The organism is Capnocytophaga sp. CM59, from assembly GCF_000293175.1.
In the GTDB taxonomy this organism is placed as follows: Bacteria; Bacteroidota; Bacteroidia; order Flavobacteriales; family Flavobacteriaceae; genus Capnocytophaga; species Capnocytophaga granulosa.
In genome coordinates this window covers 24,795-39,543 of record NZ_ALNN01000037.1, presented here as the reverse complement: position 1 = coordinate 39,543, position 14,749 = coordinate 24,795, and the positions used below count along the sequence as shown (strand labels likewise).

General features: G+C 43.8%; 15 protein-coding genes and 1 tRNA gene. 8 read left to right on the top strand and 8 right to left on the bottom strand.

Annotated elements, in window-relative coordinates; genetic code table 11:
• Window positions 1-292: 292 nt before the first annotated feature.
• The gene (locus tag HMPREF1154_RS09025; protein WP_009642278.1) at window positions 293-1,234 is read right to left on the bottom strand and encodes a hypothetical protein; all 942 of its coding nucleotides are present in this window, start codon (window positions 1,232-1,234) and stop codon (window positions 293-295) included.
• Between the two features lie 144 nt (window positions 1,235-1,378).
• Between HMPREF1154_RS09025 and HMPREF1154_RS09020 the strand changes: the two genes are divergently transcribed.
• The 3 genes from HMPREF1154_RS09020 (at window position 1,379) to HMPREF1154_RS09010 (ending at window position 4,573) form a co-directional block, all read left to right on the top strand.
• Window positions 1,379-2,644 (top strand): aminotransferase class I/II-fold pyridoxal phosphate-dependent enzyme, encoded by a 1,266-nt coding sequence (locus HMPREF1154_RS09020; RefSeq protein WP_009642280.1) that lies wholly within the window; start codon window positions 1,379-1,381, stop codon window positions 2,642-2,644.
• A 9-nt stretch (window positions 2,645-2,653) separates the two neighbouring features.
• Window positions 2,654-3,199: an RBBP9/YdeN family alpha/beta hydrolase gene (locus tag HMPREF1154_RS09015; protein WP_009642281.1), complete on the top strand. Its 546-nt coding sequence runs from the start codon at window positions 2,654-2,656 to the stop codon at window positions 3,197-3,199.
• 87 nt (window positions 3,200-3,286) lie between these two features.
• The gene (locus HMPREF1154_RS09010) at window positions 3,287-4,573 is read left to right on the top strand and encodes a replication-associated recombination protein A (protein WP_009642285.1); all 1,287 of its coding nucleotides are present in this window, start codon (window positions 3,287-3,289) and stop codon (window positions 4,571-4,573) included.
• On the opposite strand, the gene HMPREF1154_RS09005 is transcribed toward HMPREF1154_RS09010, so the two are convergent.
• The 4 genes from HMPREF1154_RS09005 to HMPREF1154_RS08990 form a co-directional block, all read right to left on the bottom strand.
• Window positions 4,567-5,091 (bottom strand): acyl-CoA thioesterase, encoded by a 525-nt coding sequence (locus tag HMPREF1154_RS09005; RefSeq protein ID WP_009642264.1) that lies wholly within the window; start codon window positions 5,089-5,091, stop codon window positions 4,567-4,569. The two genes, HMPREF1154_RS09010 and HMPREF1154_RS09005, sit on opposite strands and share 7 nt — an antisense overlap.
• 156 nt (window positions 5,092-5,247) lie before the next feature.
• Window positions 5,248-6,381, bottom strand: coding sequence for an acyl-CoA dehydrogenase family protein (locus HMPREF1154_RS09000; protein WP_198004483.1), 1,134 nt, complete (start codon window positions 6,379-6,381; stop codon window positions 5,248-5,250).
• Between the two features lie 23 nt (window positions 6,382-6,404).
• Complete coding sequence (locus HMPREF1154_RS08995; protein ID WP_009642255.1) at window positions 6,405-7,400, bottom strand: PLP-dependent cysteine synthase family protein; 996 nt, start codon at window positions 7,398-7,400, stop codon at window positions 6,405-6,407.
• A gap of 6 nt (window positions 7,401-7,406) precedes the next feature.
• The gene (locus HMPREF1154_RS08990) at window positions 7,407-8,750 is read right to left on the bottom strand and encodes a lytic transglycosylase domain-containing protein (protein WP_009642267.1); all 1,344 of its coding nucleotides are present in this window, start codon (window positions 8,748-8,750) and stop codon (window positions 7,407-7,409) included.
• A 214-nt stretch (window positions 8,751-8,964) separates the two neighbouring features.
• Between HMPREF1154_RS08990 and HMPREF1154_RS08985 the strand changes: the two genes are divergently transcribed.
• Together HMPREF1154_RS08985 and HMPREF1154_RS08980 are read left to right on the top strand one after the other, a co-directional pair.
• Complete coding sequence (locus HMPREF1154_RS08985; RefSeq protein WP_009642272.1) at window positions 8,965-9,909, top strand: mevalonate kinase family protein; 945 nt, start codon at window positions 8,965-8,967, stop codon at window positions 9,907-9,909.
• Window positions 9,910-9,912: 3 nt separating this feature from the next.
• Window positions 9,913-10,449 carry a TrmH family RNA methyltransferase gene (locus HMPREF1154_RS08980; protein WP_009642253.1) on the top strand — a complete coding sequence of 179 codons (537 nt, stop codon included), beginning with the start codon at window positions 9,913-9,915 and terminating at the stop codon, window positions 10,447-10,449.
• A gap of 5 nt (window positions 10,450-10,454) precedes the next feature.
• Here the strand turns inward: HMPREF1154_RS08980 and HMPREF1154_RS08975 are convergent, their stop codons facing one another.
• Both HMPREF1154_RS08975 and tsaE read right to left on the bottom strand, forming a co-directional pair.
• Window positions 10,455-10,811: a hypothetical protein gene (locus tag HMPREF1154_RS08975; protein ID WP_009642268.1), complete on the bottom strand. Its 357-nt coding sequence runs from the start codon at window positions 10,809-10,811 to the stop codon at window positions 10,455-10,457.
• Between the two features lie 10 nt (window positions 10,812-10,821).
• Window positions 10,822-11,238: a tRNA (adenosine(37)-N6)-threonylcarbamoyltransferase complex ATPase subunit type 1 TsaE gene (gene tsaE, locus HMPREF1154_RS08970; RefSeq protein ID WP_009642288.1), complete on the bottom strand. Its 417-nt coding sequence runs from the start codon at window positions 11,236-11,238 to the stop codon at window positions 10,822-10,824.
• A gap of 106 nt (window positions 11,239-11,344) precedes the next feature.
• Between tsaE and HMPREF1154_RS08965 the strand changes: the two genes are divergently transcribed.
• The 3 genes from HMPREF1154_RS08965 to HMPREF1154_RS08955 all read left to right on the top strand — a co-directional run bounded on the left by HMPREF1154_RS08965 (window position 11,345) and on the right by HMPREF1154_RS08955 (window position 13,487).
• Window positions 11,345-11,977 carry a DUF4290 domain-containing protein gene (locus HMPREF1154_RS08965; protein WP_009642251.1) on the top strand — a complete coding sequence of 211 codons (633 nt, stop codon included), beginning with the start codon at window positions 11,345-11,347 and terminating at the stop codon, window positions 11,975-11,977.
• 3 nt (window positions 11,978-11,980) lie between these two features.
• Entirely contained in the window at window positions 11,981-13,291 is a 1,311-nt protein-coding gene (gene murA / locus HMPREF1154_RS08960) for a UDP-N-acetylglucosamine 1-carboxyvinyltransferase (protein WP_009642284.1), read from the top strand.
• Window positions 13,292-13,413: 122 nt separating this feature from the next.
• A tRNA-Arg gene (locus HMPREF1154_RS08955) sits at window positions 13,414-13,487 on the top strand.
• 57 nt (window positions 13,488-13,544) lie between these two features.
• Here the strand turns inward: HMPREF1154_RS08955 and HMPREF1154_RS08950 are convergent.
• On the bottom strand, window positions 13,545-14,615 hold the full coding sequence (locus HMPREF1154_RS08950) for a hypothetical protein (RefSeq protein ID WP_009642257.1): 1,071 nt from the start codon (window positions 14,613-14,615) through the stop codon (window positions 13,545-13,547).
• Between the last annotated feature and the right edge of the window lie 134 nt (window positions 14,616-14,749).

Below are 14,749 nucleotides of genomic sequence, written 5' to 3'. Positions count from 1 at the left end.
GTGAGTTCGATATAACGAAAGCTCCCACAGATTTTCACGGATTTCACAGATTTTCTATGTTTGTGTAATTGTGCTGTTGCGATTTACACAGATTTTTATAAGGCCAAAGGCCTTATTTATCCGTGGGAATTAAGGAGTTATACTTAGTTGTTGTATCATTCTCTCCGTGAAAATCCGTGGAATCTGTGGGAGAAAAATATAATTTGCTTACATCGAACTCACGTTAAATAAGTAAAAAATGAAAAATGAAGAGTGAAAAGTAATTATTCACTCTTCACTTTTCACTCTTCACTTACATAGCGATTCTCTCAAAAAACGCCCACGCCACTACCTGATAGAACTCCACTACATAGGCCATCGGAATAAGTTCAGGCTCATAAGGAGGGTTATTAAGCTCTGGCAGGGGATCTGGTATGAGTTCCAAGAAGCCTTTTTGCTTACTGCGCTTGACGATTTTCACCGTGCGAATTTGGTTTTTAGTAATCACCCCATAGAGTTCGTTGGTCGGAAAGTACGTTTGCCAGTCCTCTATACGTTTCAGCCCTATAACAGAACCACTACGGATACGTCGGGAGATGGAGTTCCCTATGAGGTTACAAGCGAAATCAGCCCTATCAAAGTCAGGCGAGCTGATGATAAAGGAGGGTTTAGACTGTGAGAAAAGCTCTTCTGTAGACCAGCCCCCTGCGAAATCCACATCATAATAAGGCACTTTCACCGAGGAAGAGACTACTTCTGTCTTTAGAATTGGGATATTTAGATCCTCATCATCTTGACTTTCGTACTCATAGGCCACTTGATCAAAATAGATTTCCAAGAGGGCACGGGTTCTATCTGGCATCTCTTCCTCGTGCATCTCATAGGCCTTGAGCTTTCTCACTGGGATATGGGTATGCTCGTATATATCCGTTAGGGTAAGGCCATATTTCTCTCGTTCAGCCTTGAGAAACGCGCCCCCATCCTCATAGTCTCCTTCCACAAGCATCTCTCCACGACCCGAGAGCATCCATTCCTTGTCTATTTCAGGAAAGGCCGCTACTACTTTTTTGACTACCCCTTCGGTCATGTACTTCTCATTACCGTTGAGGGCAGCCGATAGGTTGCTGCGAGGTTCCTTAATCTTCTGAGCGAAAAGGGTTTGGGTAACATATTCTGTATTTTTTCGTATGTACAAGAATACTTCATTAAGCCTTCGGGACATAGCGGCTTTGCTGGTATCAAACTGTTCTTCCATAACTTACAAAAGTTAAACATATGATATGTGGCAAAAGTACAACAAAAGATTGGGATATACAAACAAAAACAAAGATTTTTTCAAAAAAAGTATATTAACCCAAAATAATTGCGTATTTTTGTACCGTCTTTAAGAACTAAAAAAATGAAGGATTTATTTGATCACATAAAGACCAACAAAGGCAATATAGGCCGCTGGGCTTCGCATGCTGAAGGTTATTATGTTTTCCCAAAATTAGAAGGTGCTCTTGGCCCTCATATGAAATTCCAAGGGAAGGAAGTGCTCAACTGGAGCATTAATGATTATTTGGGGCTGGCCAACCATCCTGAGGTGCGTAAAGCCGATGCCGATGCTGCGGCTGAGTATGGGGCAGCCTATCCTATGGGTGCCCGTATGATGAGTGGACACACCACCCTACATGAGGAATTGGAACAACGCTTGGCCAAGTTTGTCCACAAGGAGGCAGCTTACCTACTTAATTTCGGTTACCAAGGAATGGTTTCTATCATTGACGCTTTGGTTACCAAAAATGATATTATTGTATATGATGCCGATTGTCATGCTTGTATCATTGACGGGGTACGCCTACACTTTGGAAAGCGATTCACTTACCAACACAATGATATAGAGAGTTTTGCTAAGAATATAGAACGTGCCAAGCGCCTGGCGGAAACCACTGGCGGAGGTATTTTGGTCATCACCGAAGGCGTATTCGGTATGCGTGGCCAGCAAGGTAAGCTCAAGGAAATCCTCGCCTATAAGGAGCAATATGGGTTCCGCCTATTGGTAGATGATGCCCACGGCTTTGGTATGCTTGGCAAGACAGGCGCTGGTACTGGCGAAGAACAAGGCGTACAAGACCAGATAGACCTATACTTCTCCACCTTTGCCAAATCCATGGCTGGCATCGGTGCCTTTGTAGCGGGCGATAAGGAGATCATAGAATACCTCAAGTACAACCTACGCTCCCAGATGTTTGCCAAATCCCTCCCTATGATCTTTGTCAAAGGAGGTCTCAAGCGCTTGGAGATGTTACAAAACATGCCAGAGCTAAGAAAAAAACTCTGGGACAATGTACATGCCCTACAGAATGGCCTTCGCTCCAGAGGGTTCAACATAGGTAGCACCAACACCTGTGTAACCCCTGTCTTCCTAGAAGGAAGTATCCCTGAAGCTATGGCTATGGTCAATGACTTACGCGAACATTACGGCATATTCCTCTCCATAGTGGTCTATCCTGTAATTCCTAAGGGTATGATACTCTTGCGCATTATCCCTACTGCCTCCCACTCCATGGAGGATATAGAGCGTACGCTGGAGGCTTTCTCAGCCATCCGAAGCAAGCTCGAAGGAGGGGTATATCGCGCTCAAAATGCTGCTCTTGAAGCAGAAATGGGTGACGAAAAATAACCATATATCATGAAAGTTTACATAGTACACGGACTTAATTCCGCTTTGGATAAGCACTGGTTTGCTTATCTTGTGGGAGAATTAGCCAAGAGAAATATCTCTTGTTTTTGCTTGCCAATGCCCAACCCTACTGCCCCCAAGGCTGAGGAGTGGTTGGAGTTCCTCAAGAAGGAAATTCATATGGATGACCAAACGGTACTCATAGGCCATAGTGTAGGGTGTGTCTCCGTACTCACCTACTTGGCCAACACAGGTGCTAAGGCCTTAGGTACGATCTTGGTATCAGGCTTTGATGAGCCGCTCAAGCGCTTGCCACAGCTTGACCCCTTCATCACACTATACAAGGCACAGCCCTCTATCGCACCACTGGAAAACTCCTATGTATTTGCTGCCTTGGATGACCAAAGCGTTCCTTACCAGATGATAGATGACCTCTCCCGCCATTTGGATAGTGTACTGATACGCTACCCTCACGGAGGGCACTTCAAGGAAGAGGACGGTTTCCATACCTTCCCTGCCCTACTGCACAAGGTAGAAGAAATTTTTAAAAAATAATTTTAAATGAGTAAAAAGGTAATAGGTAAAATGCTCTTATAAGTTTTACCTATTACCTTTTACTTTTTATCTTTTACTCTAAATTAGATGTTTGACTCTCGCCCACTTGCCGAGCGTATGCGTCCTGTACGCCTTGCCGACTACATCAGCCAATCTCACCTTGTAGGAGAGAAAGGTGCTCTACGCATGCAAATAGAAAAGGGAATTACCCCTTCGCTCATCTTCTGGGGGCCTCCTGGCACCGGAAAGACTACCTTGGCTTACATCATTGCCAAGGAGAGCCAGCGTGCTTTTTTCTCTCTTAGTGCTATCAGTAGTGGAATCAAGGAGGTTAGGGATATTATAGAGAAATCCAAGCGTGAACAAGGCCTCTTCACCGCTCGCAACCCCATCATTTTCATTGATGAAATTCATAGGTTCAACAAGACCCAGCAGGATTCTCTTTTAGAGGCAGTAGAGCGGGGCTGGGTAACCCTTATTGGGGCTACAACGGAAAACCCTAGTTTTGAAGTGATTCCTGCACTGCTGTCCCGCTGTCAGGTATATACCCTCAAGCCTTTTGAGAAAGAAGACCTCTTGGCGCTGCTCGATCGCGCTATAAAGCAGGATGTGGAACTAAAACAAAAACACATCACCCTCAAAGAAACCGAAGCGCTGCTAAGGCTTTCCGATGGTGATGGACGCAAATTGCTCAATACTTTCGAGCTGATTGTCAACACTTTTGCCCAGGGAGAAGAAATCGTTATTACCAACGACAAGGTTTTGGAAATTGTACAGCAGAACACGGTACTCTATGACAAAACAGGCGAGCAACATTACGACATTATCTCAGCCTTTATTAAGTCCATACGGGGTAGCGATCCCAATGCAGCCGTTTATTGGCTTGCCCGTATGATCGAGGGCGGAGAAGACGTCAAGTTCATCGCAAGGCGTATGCTTATCTTGGCCAGTGAGGACATAGGCAATGCCAACCCTATGGCGCTGGTTTTGGCCAATAATACGTTCCAAGCGGTAACTGTCATTGGCTATCCTGAATCTCGGATTATCCTAAGCCAATGTGCCATTTACTTGGCCTCATCGCCTAAGAGTAATGCTTCCTATAAGGCTATTGGCAAGGCGCAACAATTAGTCAAGCAGCAAGGCAACCTACCTGTGCCCTTACACCTGCGCAATGCTCCCACTACACTGATGAAAGAGCTATCCTATGGCAAAGACTACAAGTATGCCCACGACTACCCTTATAACTTTGTTTTCCAAGATTTTATGCCCGATGCGCTCCAGGGTATGACCCTATACGAACCTTGTGATAACCCCAAAGAAAACGCCCTAAAGGCTTATTTAAAATCCTTATGGGGCGATCGCTATGATTATTGATTCTCTAATTCTTGGAAAAGTGCTTGGAGTTCAGTGGCATCGTGTGGCTTGATACGTCCTGCTAGCACAAGGCTCAATTGCTTGCGCCTAAGGGCACCCTCATAGCGCTCTTTCTCCAAAGGTGTCTCGGGTATTACCTCTGGTACAGCCACAGGTTTGCCTTCTGCATTGAGGGCAACAAAGGTATAGATAGCCTCATTGGACTTGACACGCTCCCCACTGGCGGAGTCCTCCACCCAGACATCTATATACACCTCCATGGACGAGGTAAAGGCGCGCGAAAGGGAGGCTTCTATAGTAACCATACTCCCCTGAGGAATGATTTTATTGAAAGAAACGGAATTGACCGCGGCCGTTACGACTACACAGCCCGAATGGCGTACAGCGGCTATAGTACCTACTCTGTCCATACGTGCCAAAAGTTCCCCCCCAAACATATTACCATAATGATTGGTCTCATTGGGTAATACCAAGTCGGTAGACACCGAACGAGATGCTGCTACAGTCTTTGCTTTCATATTCTTATAAGTTATTAGTAATCAATGATTAATGGTTAATGATTAATGATTAATTACGACTAGCATTAATCATTAGTGGCATTAATCATTAGTGACATTAATCATTAGTGACATTAATCATTAGTGGCATTAATCATTAGTGACATTAATCATTAATTACAGTTTTCTACTAATCACGAGTTTAAGGATCTCAGAAGTACCCTCGCCTATGGTACATAGTTTCGCATCACGGTAGAATTTCTCTACAGGATAGTCGGTTGTGTAGCCATAACCTCCATGTATTTGTATAGCTTCGTTGCCCGCCTTTACGCAGAGTTCGGAAGCATAGAGCTTGGCCATGGCTGCTTGTTGGGTAACAGGCTGATGGGTTTGTTTCAGGTGTGCTGCCTTATGTAGCATGAGCTCCGCCGCTTCTATCTCAGTGGAGAGTTCCGCGAGCTTAAAGCCAATCGCTTGGAAAGCAATAATCGGCTTGCCAAACTGAGTACGCTCCTTGGCGTACTGTATGGCTGCCTTTACCGCTCCCTTAGCCGTTCCTAAAGAAAGCGCCCCGATAGAGATACGCCCTCCGTCAAGTATTTTCATTGCTTGAATAAAACCCTCTCCTACTTCTCCTAAGCGGTTTTCGTCAGGAATACGGCAATCTTGGAATACAAGCTCCGCAGTCTCGCTGGCACGCATCCCCATCTTGTCTATTTTCTTCCCATTGGTAAAGCCTGGGGTACCTCTCTCTACTACAAAAGATGTCATCCCATGTTTGTCCCCCTTCTCTCCTGTACGAGCGATAACCACCACTACATTGGCCGAAATAGCATGAGTGATAAAGTTCTTCGTTCCATTAAGTACCCATTCTGCACCGTCCTTAACGGCTGTAGTGAGCATACCTCCCGCATCGGAACCTGTATTGTGCTCGGTAATCCCCCATGCTCCTATATGCTCTCCTGTGGCGAGTTTTGGAAGCCAACGTTGTTTCTGTTTCTCGTTGGCAAAGGTAAGTATATGATTTACACACAAGGAATTATGTGCCGCTATAGAAAGCCCAATGGCGGGATCCACTTGGGAGATTTCATCTACTATGGTTATATATTCGTGGTAGCCCAAGCCTGAGCCACCGTACTGCTCAGGGACAAGAATTCCCATGAAACCCAATTCGCCTGCCTTGCGGAAAACCTCCACAGGAAATTCTTGGGTTTTGTCCCACTCACTACGGTAAGGCAATATATATTGTTTGGCAAAGGCCGCAGCCGTTTGCGTGATCATCTCTAATTCTTTAGCATAAGAGAAGTTCATCATGGTCATAATATAAAAATTGATTAATTAATATCGAGCTTTTCCTTGAGCCACTTGTCACTATAGATCTTGTTCATATAGCGAGAACCATGGTCAGGGAAGACAACTACCACTACACTCTCAGGGGAGAAAGGGCTGTCTTGGTTATATTTTTGAGTAGCTACCCAAGCCGCTCCAGAGGTATACCCACAGAAGATTCCTGTCCTACGGCTAATCTCACGTGCAGCCAAGGCACTTTCCTTGTCATTGACCTTGATAAAGGTATCTATAACACTGGTATCCAAGGCGCCAGGAATCATATTCTTCCCCAAGCCCTCTATATAATAAGGGTGTAGTTCTCCCTTGTCTATCTCTCCTGTATCAAAGTATTTCTTGATGAGTGAACCATCGGCATCTACTCCTATGACTTGCACTTTTGGATTTTGCTCCTTAAGATAGCGCGCTATTCCTGAGATGGTACCTCCTGTACCACTACATGCTACCAAGTGTGTAATCTCCCCTGCGGTCTGTTCCCAAATTTCCCTTCCTGTACTTAGGTAATGAGCCTCGGTATTCAGCGGATTGAAATACTGATTGATATAGATAGAATTAGGCGTTTCCTTGTGGATACGTTTAGCTACTTCATAATAAGAACGTGGATCATCGGCTGCTACTGAAGCAGGGCATACATGTACCTCGGCTCCAAGGGCACGTAGCATATCTATCTTGTCCTGTGAGGACTTATCCGTTACGGCTAGTATACAGCGATAACCACGAATGGCCGCAATCATGGCCAAGCTATAGCCTGTATTACCAGAGGTAGTCTCTACGATTACCCCCCCAGGAGAGAGTAAGCCTTTTTCCTCTGCATCATTTATGATATGTAGGGCTGTACGGTCTTTGGCCGAATGCCCTGGGTTGAAGGCTTCTACCTTAGCAAAAAAGCGTCCTTGCATAGGTGCAGCTATCTTCTCAAGAGAGACCAAGGGAGTATGCCCCACAAGGTCAAGTATATTTTCTATATATTGTATTTTTTTCATACCTTATTATCGGTGAATCACTATACGCTGGCCTGTCTTGACGCTATTGCCCCGGATCTTATTCCATTTTTTCAGCTGATTGACTGTTACTCCATAGCGGGAGGCAATACGGCCGAGGGTCTCCCCTTTCTTCACTTTATGGGTTATCTTATTATTTGCTTTTGCTTGAGCAGCGGATACCACTTCAGGAAGCGGTTTCTCACGCTTGGAAGCCTCTTGGTCTAGATAGGCATAGATGATATCTTCGTTATTGACAAACTTGCCTATAGCCTCCACAGGCAAGCGCAAGCCGTAGTTCTTTCCTTCTATATAAGGAACGATATTTAGCGAATAAGAAGGGTTGAAGAACTCTATTTCTTGCTCTGTCATCCCCACTACTTCACCTACATCCTTGAAAGAAATATTGCGTTTTACCTGTACTGTATCGGTCTCAAAGAATACTTTTTCGCGTTTTTCTACCTGAAAACCATGTTCTTTGGCATATTCGAAGATATAGAGCGTAGCCAAGAAAGCAGGCACATAACCCGCTGTCTCATTAGGCAGATAAGGGCGCAGATTCCAGTAGTTAGTTTTTCCTCCAGAGCGACGCATAGCTTTGGTTACATTGCCAGGGCCTGAGTTGTAGGCGGCAAGAACCAAATCCCAATCGTTGAACACACTATAGAGTTTCTTAAGGTACTGTGCTGCCGCTTGGGTAGAGCGTTCGGGGTCTGAGCGCTCATCTACATAGTTATTTACCTCAAGATCGTAAATCTTGCCTGTGTAGTACATGAATTGCCACAATCCTTTGGCACCCATACGTGAGGTAGCCTTAGGGTTCAGTGCCGATTCTACTATAGCTAAGTATTTGATTTCTTTAGGTACTTGGTTTTTGATAAGTTCTCTCTCAAATAAGGGAAAGTAGTACTGACTGATGTTCATCAATCGTTGCAGAGAAGAGCGGCGATTTTTGAGAAAATTCTTAATCACATTCTCTAAAATCGGGTTGTATTCTATATGAAAGGGAGTTTTTTGGTCTAAGCGTGCCAAACGTTCTTTGAGCACTTCAGTAGGTAGTTCATCATAGGAGACTGTCCCCGTTGGGGTACTCTCCACATCACTCTGCATAAGGGGAAAGAGTGAACGATTGGAGAGTTCGTCTAACCATTTCTTATCATACTTTAGGACTTTGTTGTCGTCCCTGAGTTGCAGCAGCCCCTCTCGCAATGGCGTATTCACCGAAAGGCTATCGGGCGGTGCTACGCGTTGGGAAATAGACTTTTGAGGTTTTATACTATCTATGACATGTCTCGCCTGGGTATCCCCCATATAAGAAAGGCATACGAGGGCTAATAGTTGTATTTTTTTCATGGAAAATATTTAGTCAGGTGTTACAAGGGGCAAAGATACAAAAAAATAATATCAAATACCCAAAGGAAAACATTTTTTTAATTTGTCAATGGGTAAGTTAGCAAATTTGCTCATTGAATCTTTGACAAATTAAATTAACAAATTTGCTAATTAACGCATTTGCTAATTAATTTTTTTGTATCTTTGCCCTCCGAAAGCCGTATTTTTTAACTCAATGAATTCAACGCTCTTCTATTCAAAAATACTCCTCTTTGGAGAGTATGGCATTATCAAGGATTCCAAGGGATTAGCCATTCCCTACAACTCCTACAATGGTACGCTAAAGAAAACCTCCCCCAGCGATATGGGTGATGTGGAGCGACAATCCAACCTTTCTTTGAGCCAATATTTTGATTATCTCAAGGAAATCTCTCAGCGAGAAGACACTCCTGTACGCTTTGATTTAGAGCGTATGCAGCAGGATATAGCCGAGGGTATGTACTTTGACAGCAGTATTCCACAAGGTTATGGAGTAGGCAGTAGCGGTGCCCTTGTGGCCGCCCTTTATGATACCTATGCGATAGACAAGATAGCAACGTCTTCCTCTCTTAACAGAGAAAAATTATTGAAACTCAAGGAGATTTTCTCTCTTATGGAATCTTTCTTCCATGGAAAATCCTCTGGCTTAGACCCTCTCAATAGTTACTTGAGTATCCCCATTCTCATCAACTCCTCTTCTATGATTGAGACTACAGGGATTCCTTCCCCCTTGGAAGAAGGCAAAGGAGCCGTATTCCTTTTAGATAGCGGTATGATAGGAGAGACAGCTCCTATGGTTGAGATTTTCATGGAAAAGATGAAAAATGAGGGCTTCCGCAATATGCTCAAAACACAATTTGCTAAATATACCGACGAATGCATCGAGAATTTCCTACAAGGTAACTTCAAAACACTGATTGTCAATGTAAAAAAACTCTCACGCGTCGTCCTCAGCCACTTTAAACCCATGATCCCCAAGCAGTTCCATAGCCTTTGGCAACAGGGCATAGATTCTGGTGATTACTACCTAAAGCTATGTGGCTCTGGAGGGGGGGGCTATATATTGGGCTTTACCCCTGACTATGAGCGTGCTAAGAAGGCGCTCAATGACCACAAATTGGAATTGGTATATCGTTTTTAAGGCATGAGAAAATTAGCCAATGAAGAACTACACCGCCTAAGTGTACAAGCCTACAAAGAGGCCGAGAAGATTCCTGTGATTGTAATCTTGGACAACGTTCGCAGTCTCAACAATGTAGGCTCTGTATTTCGCACTGCTGATGCCTTTAGGATAGAGAAGATCTACCTCTGTGGTATCACTGCCTGTCCGCCTCATAAGGAGATACACAAAACCGCCTTAGGAGCAACCGAGAGTGTGGCATGGGAATACGCCCCCGATGTATGTGCCTTACTCGCTGACTTACACTCTCAGCAGGTACAGACCATAGCCATAGAACAGATAGAAGGAGCCACCTCCTTAGAATGCTTTGTCCCAGAAAAGGGGGTACAATATGCTCTTATATTCGGTAATGAAGTAGATGGCGTACAACAAGAAGCGGTATCCCTGAGCAAACATGCCATAGAAATACCCCAATACGGTACCAAGCATTCGCTCAATATTGCCGTAAGTGTAGGTATTGTCCTATGGGAGATAGGGCATAAGATACGAGAAATGGCCTAAGGCTCTTATTGCAAAGGCTTAATTGCTGTTATGGTTGCTTTTTTAGCACAACTCTCCACGGTAATTTCCATAGGTGTATGTGCGGTGTCTTCACCTTTTATAATATAGGTACGACAGGCCGAATGGGTATCACTACGGGAGAAGTCTATATCTCCATCGTGAAAAAGAGGTGTGAGTTGCTCCACCGAGTAATCCTTCAAGGATTCGGCAAGCGTCAAGGGTTTTGAACGTAAGTCCTTCAGCACCCTACAGTTGGGCAAATAGCAGAACTCTGTCCCCTTACGCTGAAAGAAGAACATCACAAAAACACTGCCTATAGCAAGGCCAAAAAAGAAAAAAAGAAAGCGCCTGAGTAGATTCATATAACGTTCATTAATTATGCTGTACCACCGTAAGACTACGGGTAGTTTCATCTATCACTGTGAGTTGTACCTCCGTATAGTGTAAGGGAAGTAATGAGGGAATACGCTCGGCCCATTCCACAAAGCACCAAGCTCCTGAGTCCCAATACTCCTCTATCCCAAAGTCAAGTGCTTCCTGCTCCTCTTCTATACGATAGAGGTCGAAGTGAAAGACTTTCCCCTCATGGGCTTGATATTCATTGACTAAGGAAAAGGTAGGACTGCTCACTCGATCACCAACCCCTAGGCTTCGGCATAGCGCCTTGATAAAGGTCGTTTTACCTGCTCCCATAGCCCCTTGGAATAGTAACACCTTCTGCGAGTGAGGGAGTACCTCTTTTACAAAGGTATCCGCTATGCTATCTATCTGAGAGAGTGTGTATTGCATATCTGTGATTTACAAAGGCAAAAATACAAAAATAATGACAAACGACAAACGACTAACAATAAATATTCGTCGCTTGTCACTTGTCATTAGTCATTAATTAAGTAGTATGGAACAAAATTTATTAGAGTACAACACCGAGCGCAATGAGCTTATCATCCCTGAGTATGGGAGACATATACAGAAGATGGTAGAAAAGGCCGTGAAAATAGCCGACCGTACTGAGCGCAACAACACTGCCAAGGCCATCATCGCTGTGATGGGCAACATGAACCCTCACTTGAGAGACGTGCCTGATTTCCAACATAAACTCTGGGATCAGCTTTTCAAAATGTCTGATTTCCAGATAGATGTAGATTCCCCCTTCGAGCGGCCTACGCGTGAATCTACCACCCCAAAACCTGAGCGATTGGCTCTCCCTCAGCACCGTCTCAAATATCGTTTTTACGGGAACAACATACTGAAAATGATTCAGATATGTAATCAGTGGGAAGAGGGTGACCTGAAAACAGCCTTGAAATTCTCTATTGCCAACCATATGAAAAAGTGCTTCCTTACTTGGAATAAAGAAGACGTGGAGGATACGATCATCTTTGACCACCTCTATGAGCTAAGCGATGGAAAGATAGATTTAGGAAGTACACGAGAAAATCTCAATTCCAAACCTACCCATTACCAAAAGAAAAACAACCTCCCTGTTGCGGCTAAGAAAAACACTTATCCCAAGGGAAAAAAGAAATAAGCCATGGAAAGTTTTAAAATAGAGGGGGGACACCCCCTGCATGGAGAGATTACTCCACAAGGCGCAAAGAACGAGGCCTTACAGGTGCTCTGCCTTGTACTACTGACCGATGAAAAGGTAACCATTCACAACCTCCCTGATATACTGGATGTGAACAAACTCATCCAACTATTGGAGAATCTAGGTGTGAAGATTCAGAAATTAGCCAAAGGCTCCTATACCTTTCAGGCCGATGATATCAATATGGACTACCTATCTAGCCCAGAATTTGCCAAGCAAAGCCAAAGCCTACGTGGCTCTATCCTGATTCTAGGACCGCTCTTAGCACGCTTTGGCTATGGGGGTATTCCCAAGCCAGGAGGTGACAAAATCGGCCGTCGTCGATTGGATACCCACTTTGATGGTTTTGTGAAACTAGGGGCTACCTTTACCTATTCCGAGCACGAACATTATTACTCTGTTTCTGCTCCCAATGGTCTGAAAGGCAACTATATCCTCCTTGATGAGGCCTCTGTTACAGGTACAGCCAATATCATCATGGCAGCTTCCTTAGCCGAGGGCACCACGACTCTATACAATGCTGCCTGCGAACCCTATCTGCAACAGGTGTGCCATATGCTAGTGGGCATGGGTGCCAAGATAGAAGGCATTGGCTCCAACCTCCTGACCATTCATGGGGTTAAGCAACTCAGTGGCTGTACCCATAGTGTCCTACCCGATATGATTGAGATCGGTAGCTGGATAGGTATGGCGGCTATGACAAAGAGTGAACTAACCATTAAGAATGTGGGTTGGGAGCACTTAGGTCTTATCCCTTCTATATTCGAACGCTTAGGCATCAGCTTAGAGCGCCGTGGCGATGATATCTATATCCCTGCCCATACCAATGGCTACGAAATCCAGAGTTTTATTGACGGCTCTATCCTTACCGTATATGATGCTCCTTGGCCAGGCTTCACCCCCGACCTGTTGAGTATCATTTTGGTAACTGCTATTCAGGCACGAGGCGAGGTACTCATCCATCAAAAGATGTTCGAGAGCCGCTTGTTCTTCGTGGATAAGCTTATTGACATGGGGGCTAAGATTATCCTCTGTGATCCCCACCGTGCTGTAGTGATAGGCAACAACTTCAGATCCCGACTGAGAGCCACCACCATGACCTCTCCCGATATTCGTGCCGGAATCGCCTTGCTTATCGCTGCTCTTTCTGCCAAAGGCACCTCCACCATCCACAACATAGAGCAGATAGACCGCGGTTATGAGCGCATAGAAGAACGCCTTAAGGCCATCGGCGCTAAGATTACACGTATATAATCCCTAAAAATACATTTGCAACAAACTAATTATCAGCTAGTTGTGAAAAAATATAAAAATATTTCGAGAAATCGCTTGCTATTTCAAAAAAAAGCTGTACCTTTGCACCCGAAATAAGAATTGGCCTCGTGGCGCAACTGAATAGCGCATCTGATTACGGCTCAGAAGGTTACAGGTTTGAATCCTGTCGAGGTCACAAAATAACGCCCTGATAATCAGGGCGTTATTTTTTTGGGTTTTATGGTATTCTTTATTATTGGATAGGCTTTATCCCTAACTCTCTTGCGGCTCTGATACCTATAAATGCTTGATCCTGATCATTTTTATCTCCAAAAACTGCTTCAATATCTTTTGAGCCTATTAGAGTAGTTTCCACATATTGTATATCATCTGCTATGGGTTTTGTCTTTCCTGTTCTACTATAAGCCATATACATATGTCCTGGAATCGCTACTAAGAAACAGCGAATACCTATTTTCTCCAAAATACTGGCCATAAGTACACTTCCATCTACACAGTTAGCATTTTTCAGTGCAAGAGTTTCATTGATAAAGCGCACATTTTGACTATATACCTTAGTGGTAGCATTGCTTGTATCAGTAATATTGCTATACTTCATACCTTTTCGCATCAGATGTGCTACAATAGCCGCTACTTGTAGGTCTGCATAATCAGCTCCTCCCTGATAGCCTGCCCATCCATATTTGAGTTGTAGGTTATCTTTTTCTTTATACACTTCATTATGTTCGTTGTATACTTCACTTAGGAAAGCATCTATGAGCTTACTATCTTCATTTACATAAGAAGCAAAGAAAGGACGAAAATCGGCTACTTGGTTTCCATATTTCAAAGCGAAAACACATTCGCTTACACTTCGGTAAGGTACCTCCACATCTGTATTGGTGACCAGCTTACCTTCTCGGTCAAGCAGCTGAAAGCTAAAATGTGTGATACCAGGGTTTTGGAATTTTATAAAATCATCATACTTCCACAATAGGTTTACTGAAACCTTATTCATTCCTTTACGAAAGTCTTTTTCAATAAGGGTCTCATGAATAAACTTATCGTTGGTTACCCTTATTTTCCCTTTGAAATCCGTTTCACTATCTATAGAAAGGTCAAAATAGGTAAGCGTATTCTTATCAACTGTTTTTATCTGAGCCATACTATAAACAGCCGAGGGGTAGAGGCTCCCGTCAAGCACTGGGTCAAGCTGAGCAGTCATAGTAGCACTAAGGTTTGATTTGGCTAGCTCATCTCCACCTTTGGTACAACCTACCAGCGAAAGGGTAGTTGCTACTAATAATAAAACAATCTTTCTCATCTTAAAAGTATTTACTAATTATTGTGGCAAAAATACATTTTTTTCTCAACCTCTCAATAAATAATATATTTTTTTAACACATAAATTAATCCTAACAAAAAGCATTTTTTATTTGGTCATTCCAAAATAAAATC

What these genes read in the sequence shown, in the direction of transcription:
- HMPREF1154_RS09025 (WP_009642278.1), bottom strand. Translation starts at nt 1,234, where the DNA reads ATGGAAGAACAGTTTGATACCAGCAAAGCCGCTATGTCCCGAAGGCTT.
- HMPREF1154_RS09020 (WP_009642280.1), top strand. Translation starts at nt 1,379, where the DNA reads ATGAAGGATTTATTTGATCACATAAAGACCAACAAAGGCAATATAGGC.
- HMPREF1154_RS09015 (WP_009642281.1), top strand. Translation starts at nt 2,654, where the DNA reads ATGAAAGTTTACATAGTACACGGACTTAATTCCGCTTTGGATAAGCAC.
- HMPREF1154_RS09010 (WP_009642285.1), top strand. Translation starts at nt 3,287, where the DNA reads ATGTTTGACTCTCGCCCACTTGCCGAGCGTATGCGTCCTGTACGCCTT.
- HMPREF1154_RS09005 (WP_009642264.1), bottom strand. Translation starts at nt 5,091, where the DNA reads ATGAAAGCAAAGACTGTAGCAGCATCTCGTTCGGTGTCTACCGACTTG.
- HMPREF1154_RS09000 (WP_198004483.1), bottom strand. Translation starts at nt 6,381, where the DNA reads ATGAACTTCTCTTATGCTAAAGAATTAGAGATGATCACGCAAACGGCT.
- HMPREF1154_RS08995 (WP_009642255.1), bottom strand. Translation starts at nt 7,400, where the DNA reads ATGAAAAAAATACAATATATAGAAAATATACTTGACCTTGTGGGGCAT.
- HMPREF1154_RS08990 (WP_009642267.1), bottom strand. Translation starts at nt 8,750, where the DNA reads ATGAAAAAAATACAACTATTAGCCCTCGTATGCCTTTCTTATATGGGG.
- HMPREF1154_RS08985 (WP_009642272.1), top strand. Translation starts at nt 8,965, where the DNA reads ATGAATTCAACGCTCTTCTATTCAAAAATACTCCTCTTTGGAGAGTAT.
- HMPREF1154_RS08980 (WP_009642253.1), top strand. Translation starts at nt 9,913, where the DNA reads ATGAGAAAATTAGCCAATGAAGAACTACACCGCCTAAGTGTACAAGCC.
- HMPREF1154_RS08975 (WP_009642268.1), bottom strand. Translation starts at nt 10,811, where the DNA reads ATGAATCTACTCAGGCGCTTTCTTTTTTTCTTTTTTGGCCTTGCTATA.
- tsaE (WP_009642288.1), bottom strand. Translation starts at nt 11,238, where the DNA reads ATGCAATACACACTCTCTCAGATAGATAGCATAGCGGATACCTTTGTA.
- HMPREF1154_RS08965 (WP_009642251.1), top strand. Translation starts at nt 11,345, where the DNA reads ATGGAACAAAATTTATTAGAGTACAACACCGAGCGCAATGAGCTTATC.
- murA (WP_009642284.1), top strand. Translation starts at nt 11,981, where the DNA reads ATGGAAAGTTTTAAAATAGAGGGGGGACACCCCCTGCATGGAGAGATT.
- HMPREF1154_RS08950 (WP_009642257.1), bottom strand. Translation starts at nt 14,615, where the DNA reads ATGAGAAAGATTGTTTTATTATTAGTAGCAACTACCCTTTCGCTGGTA.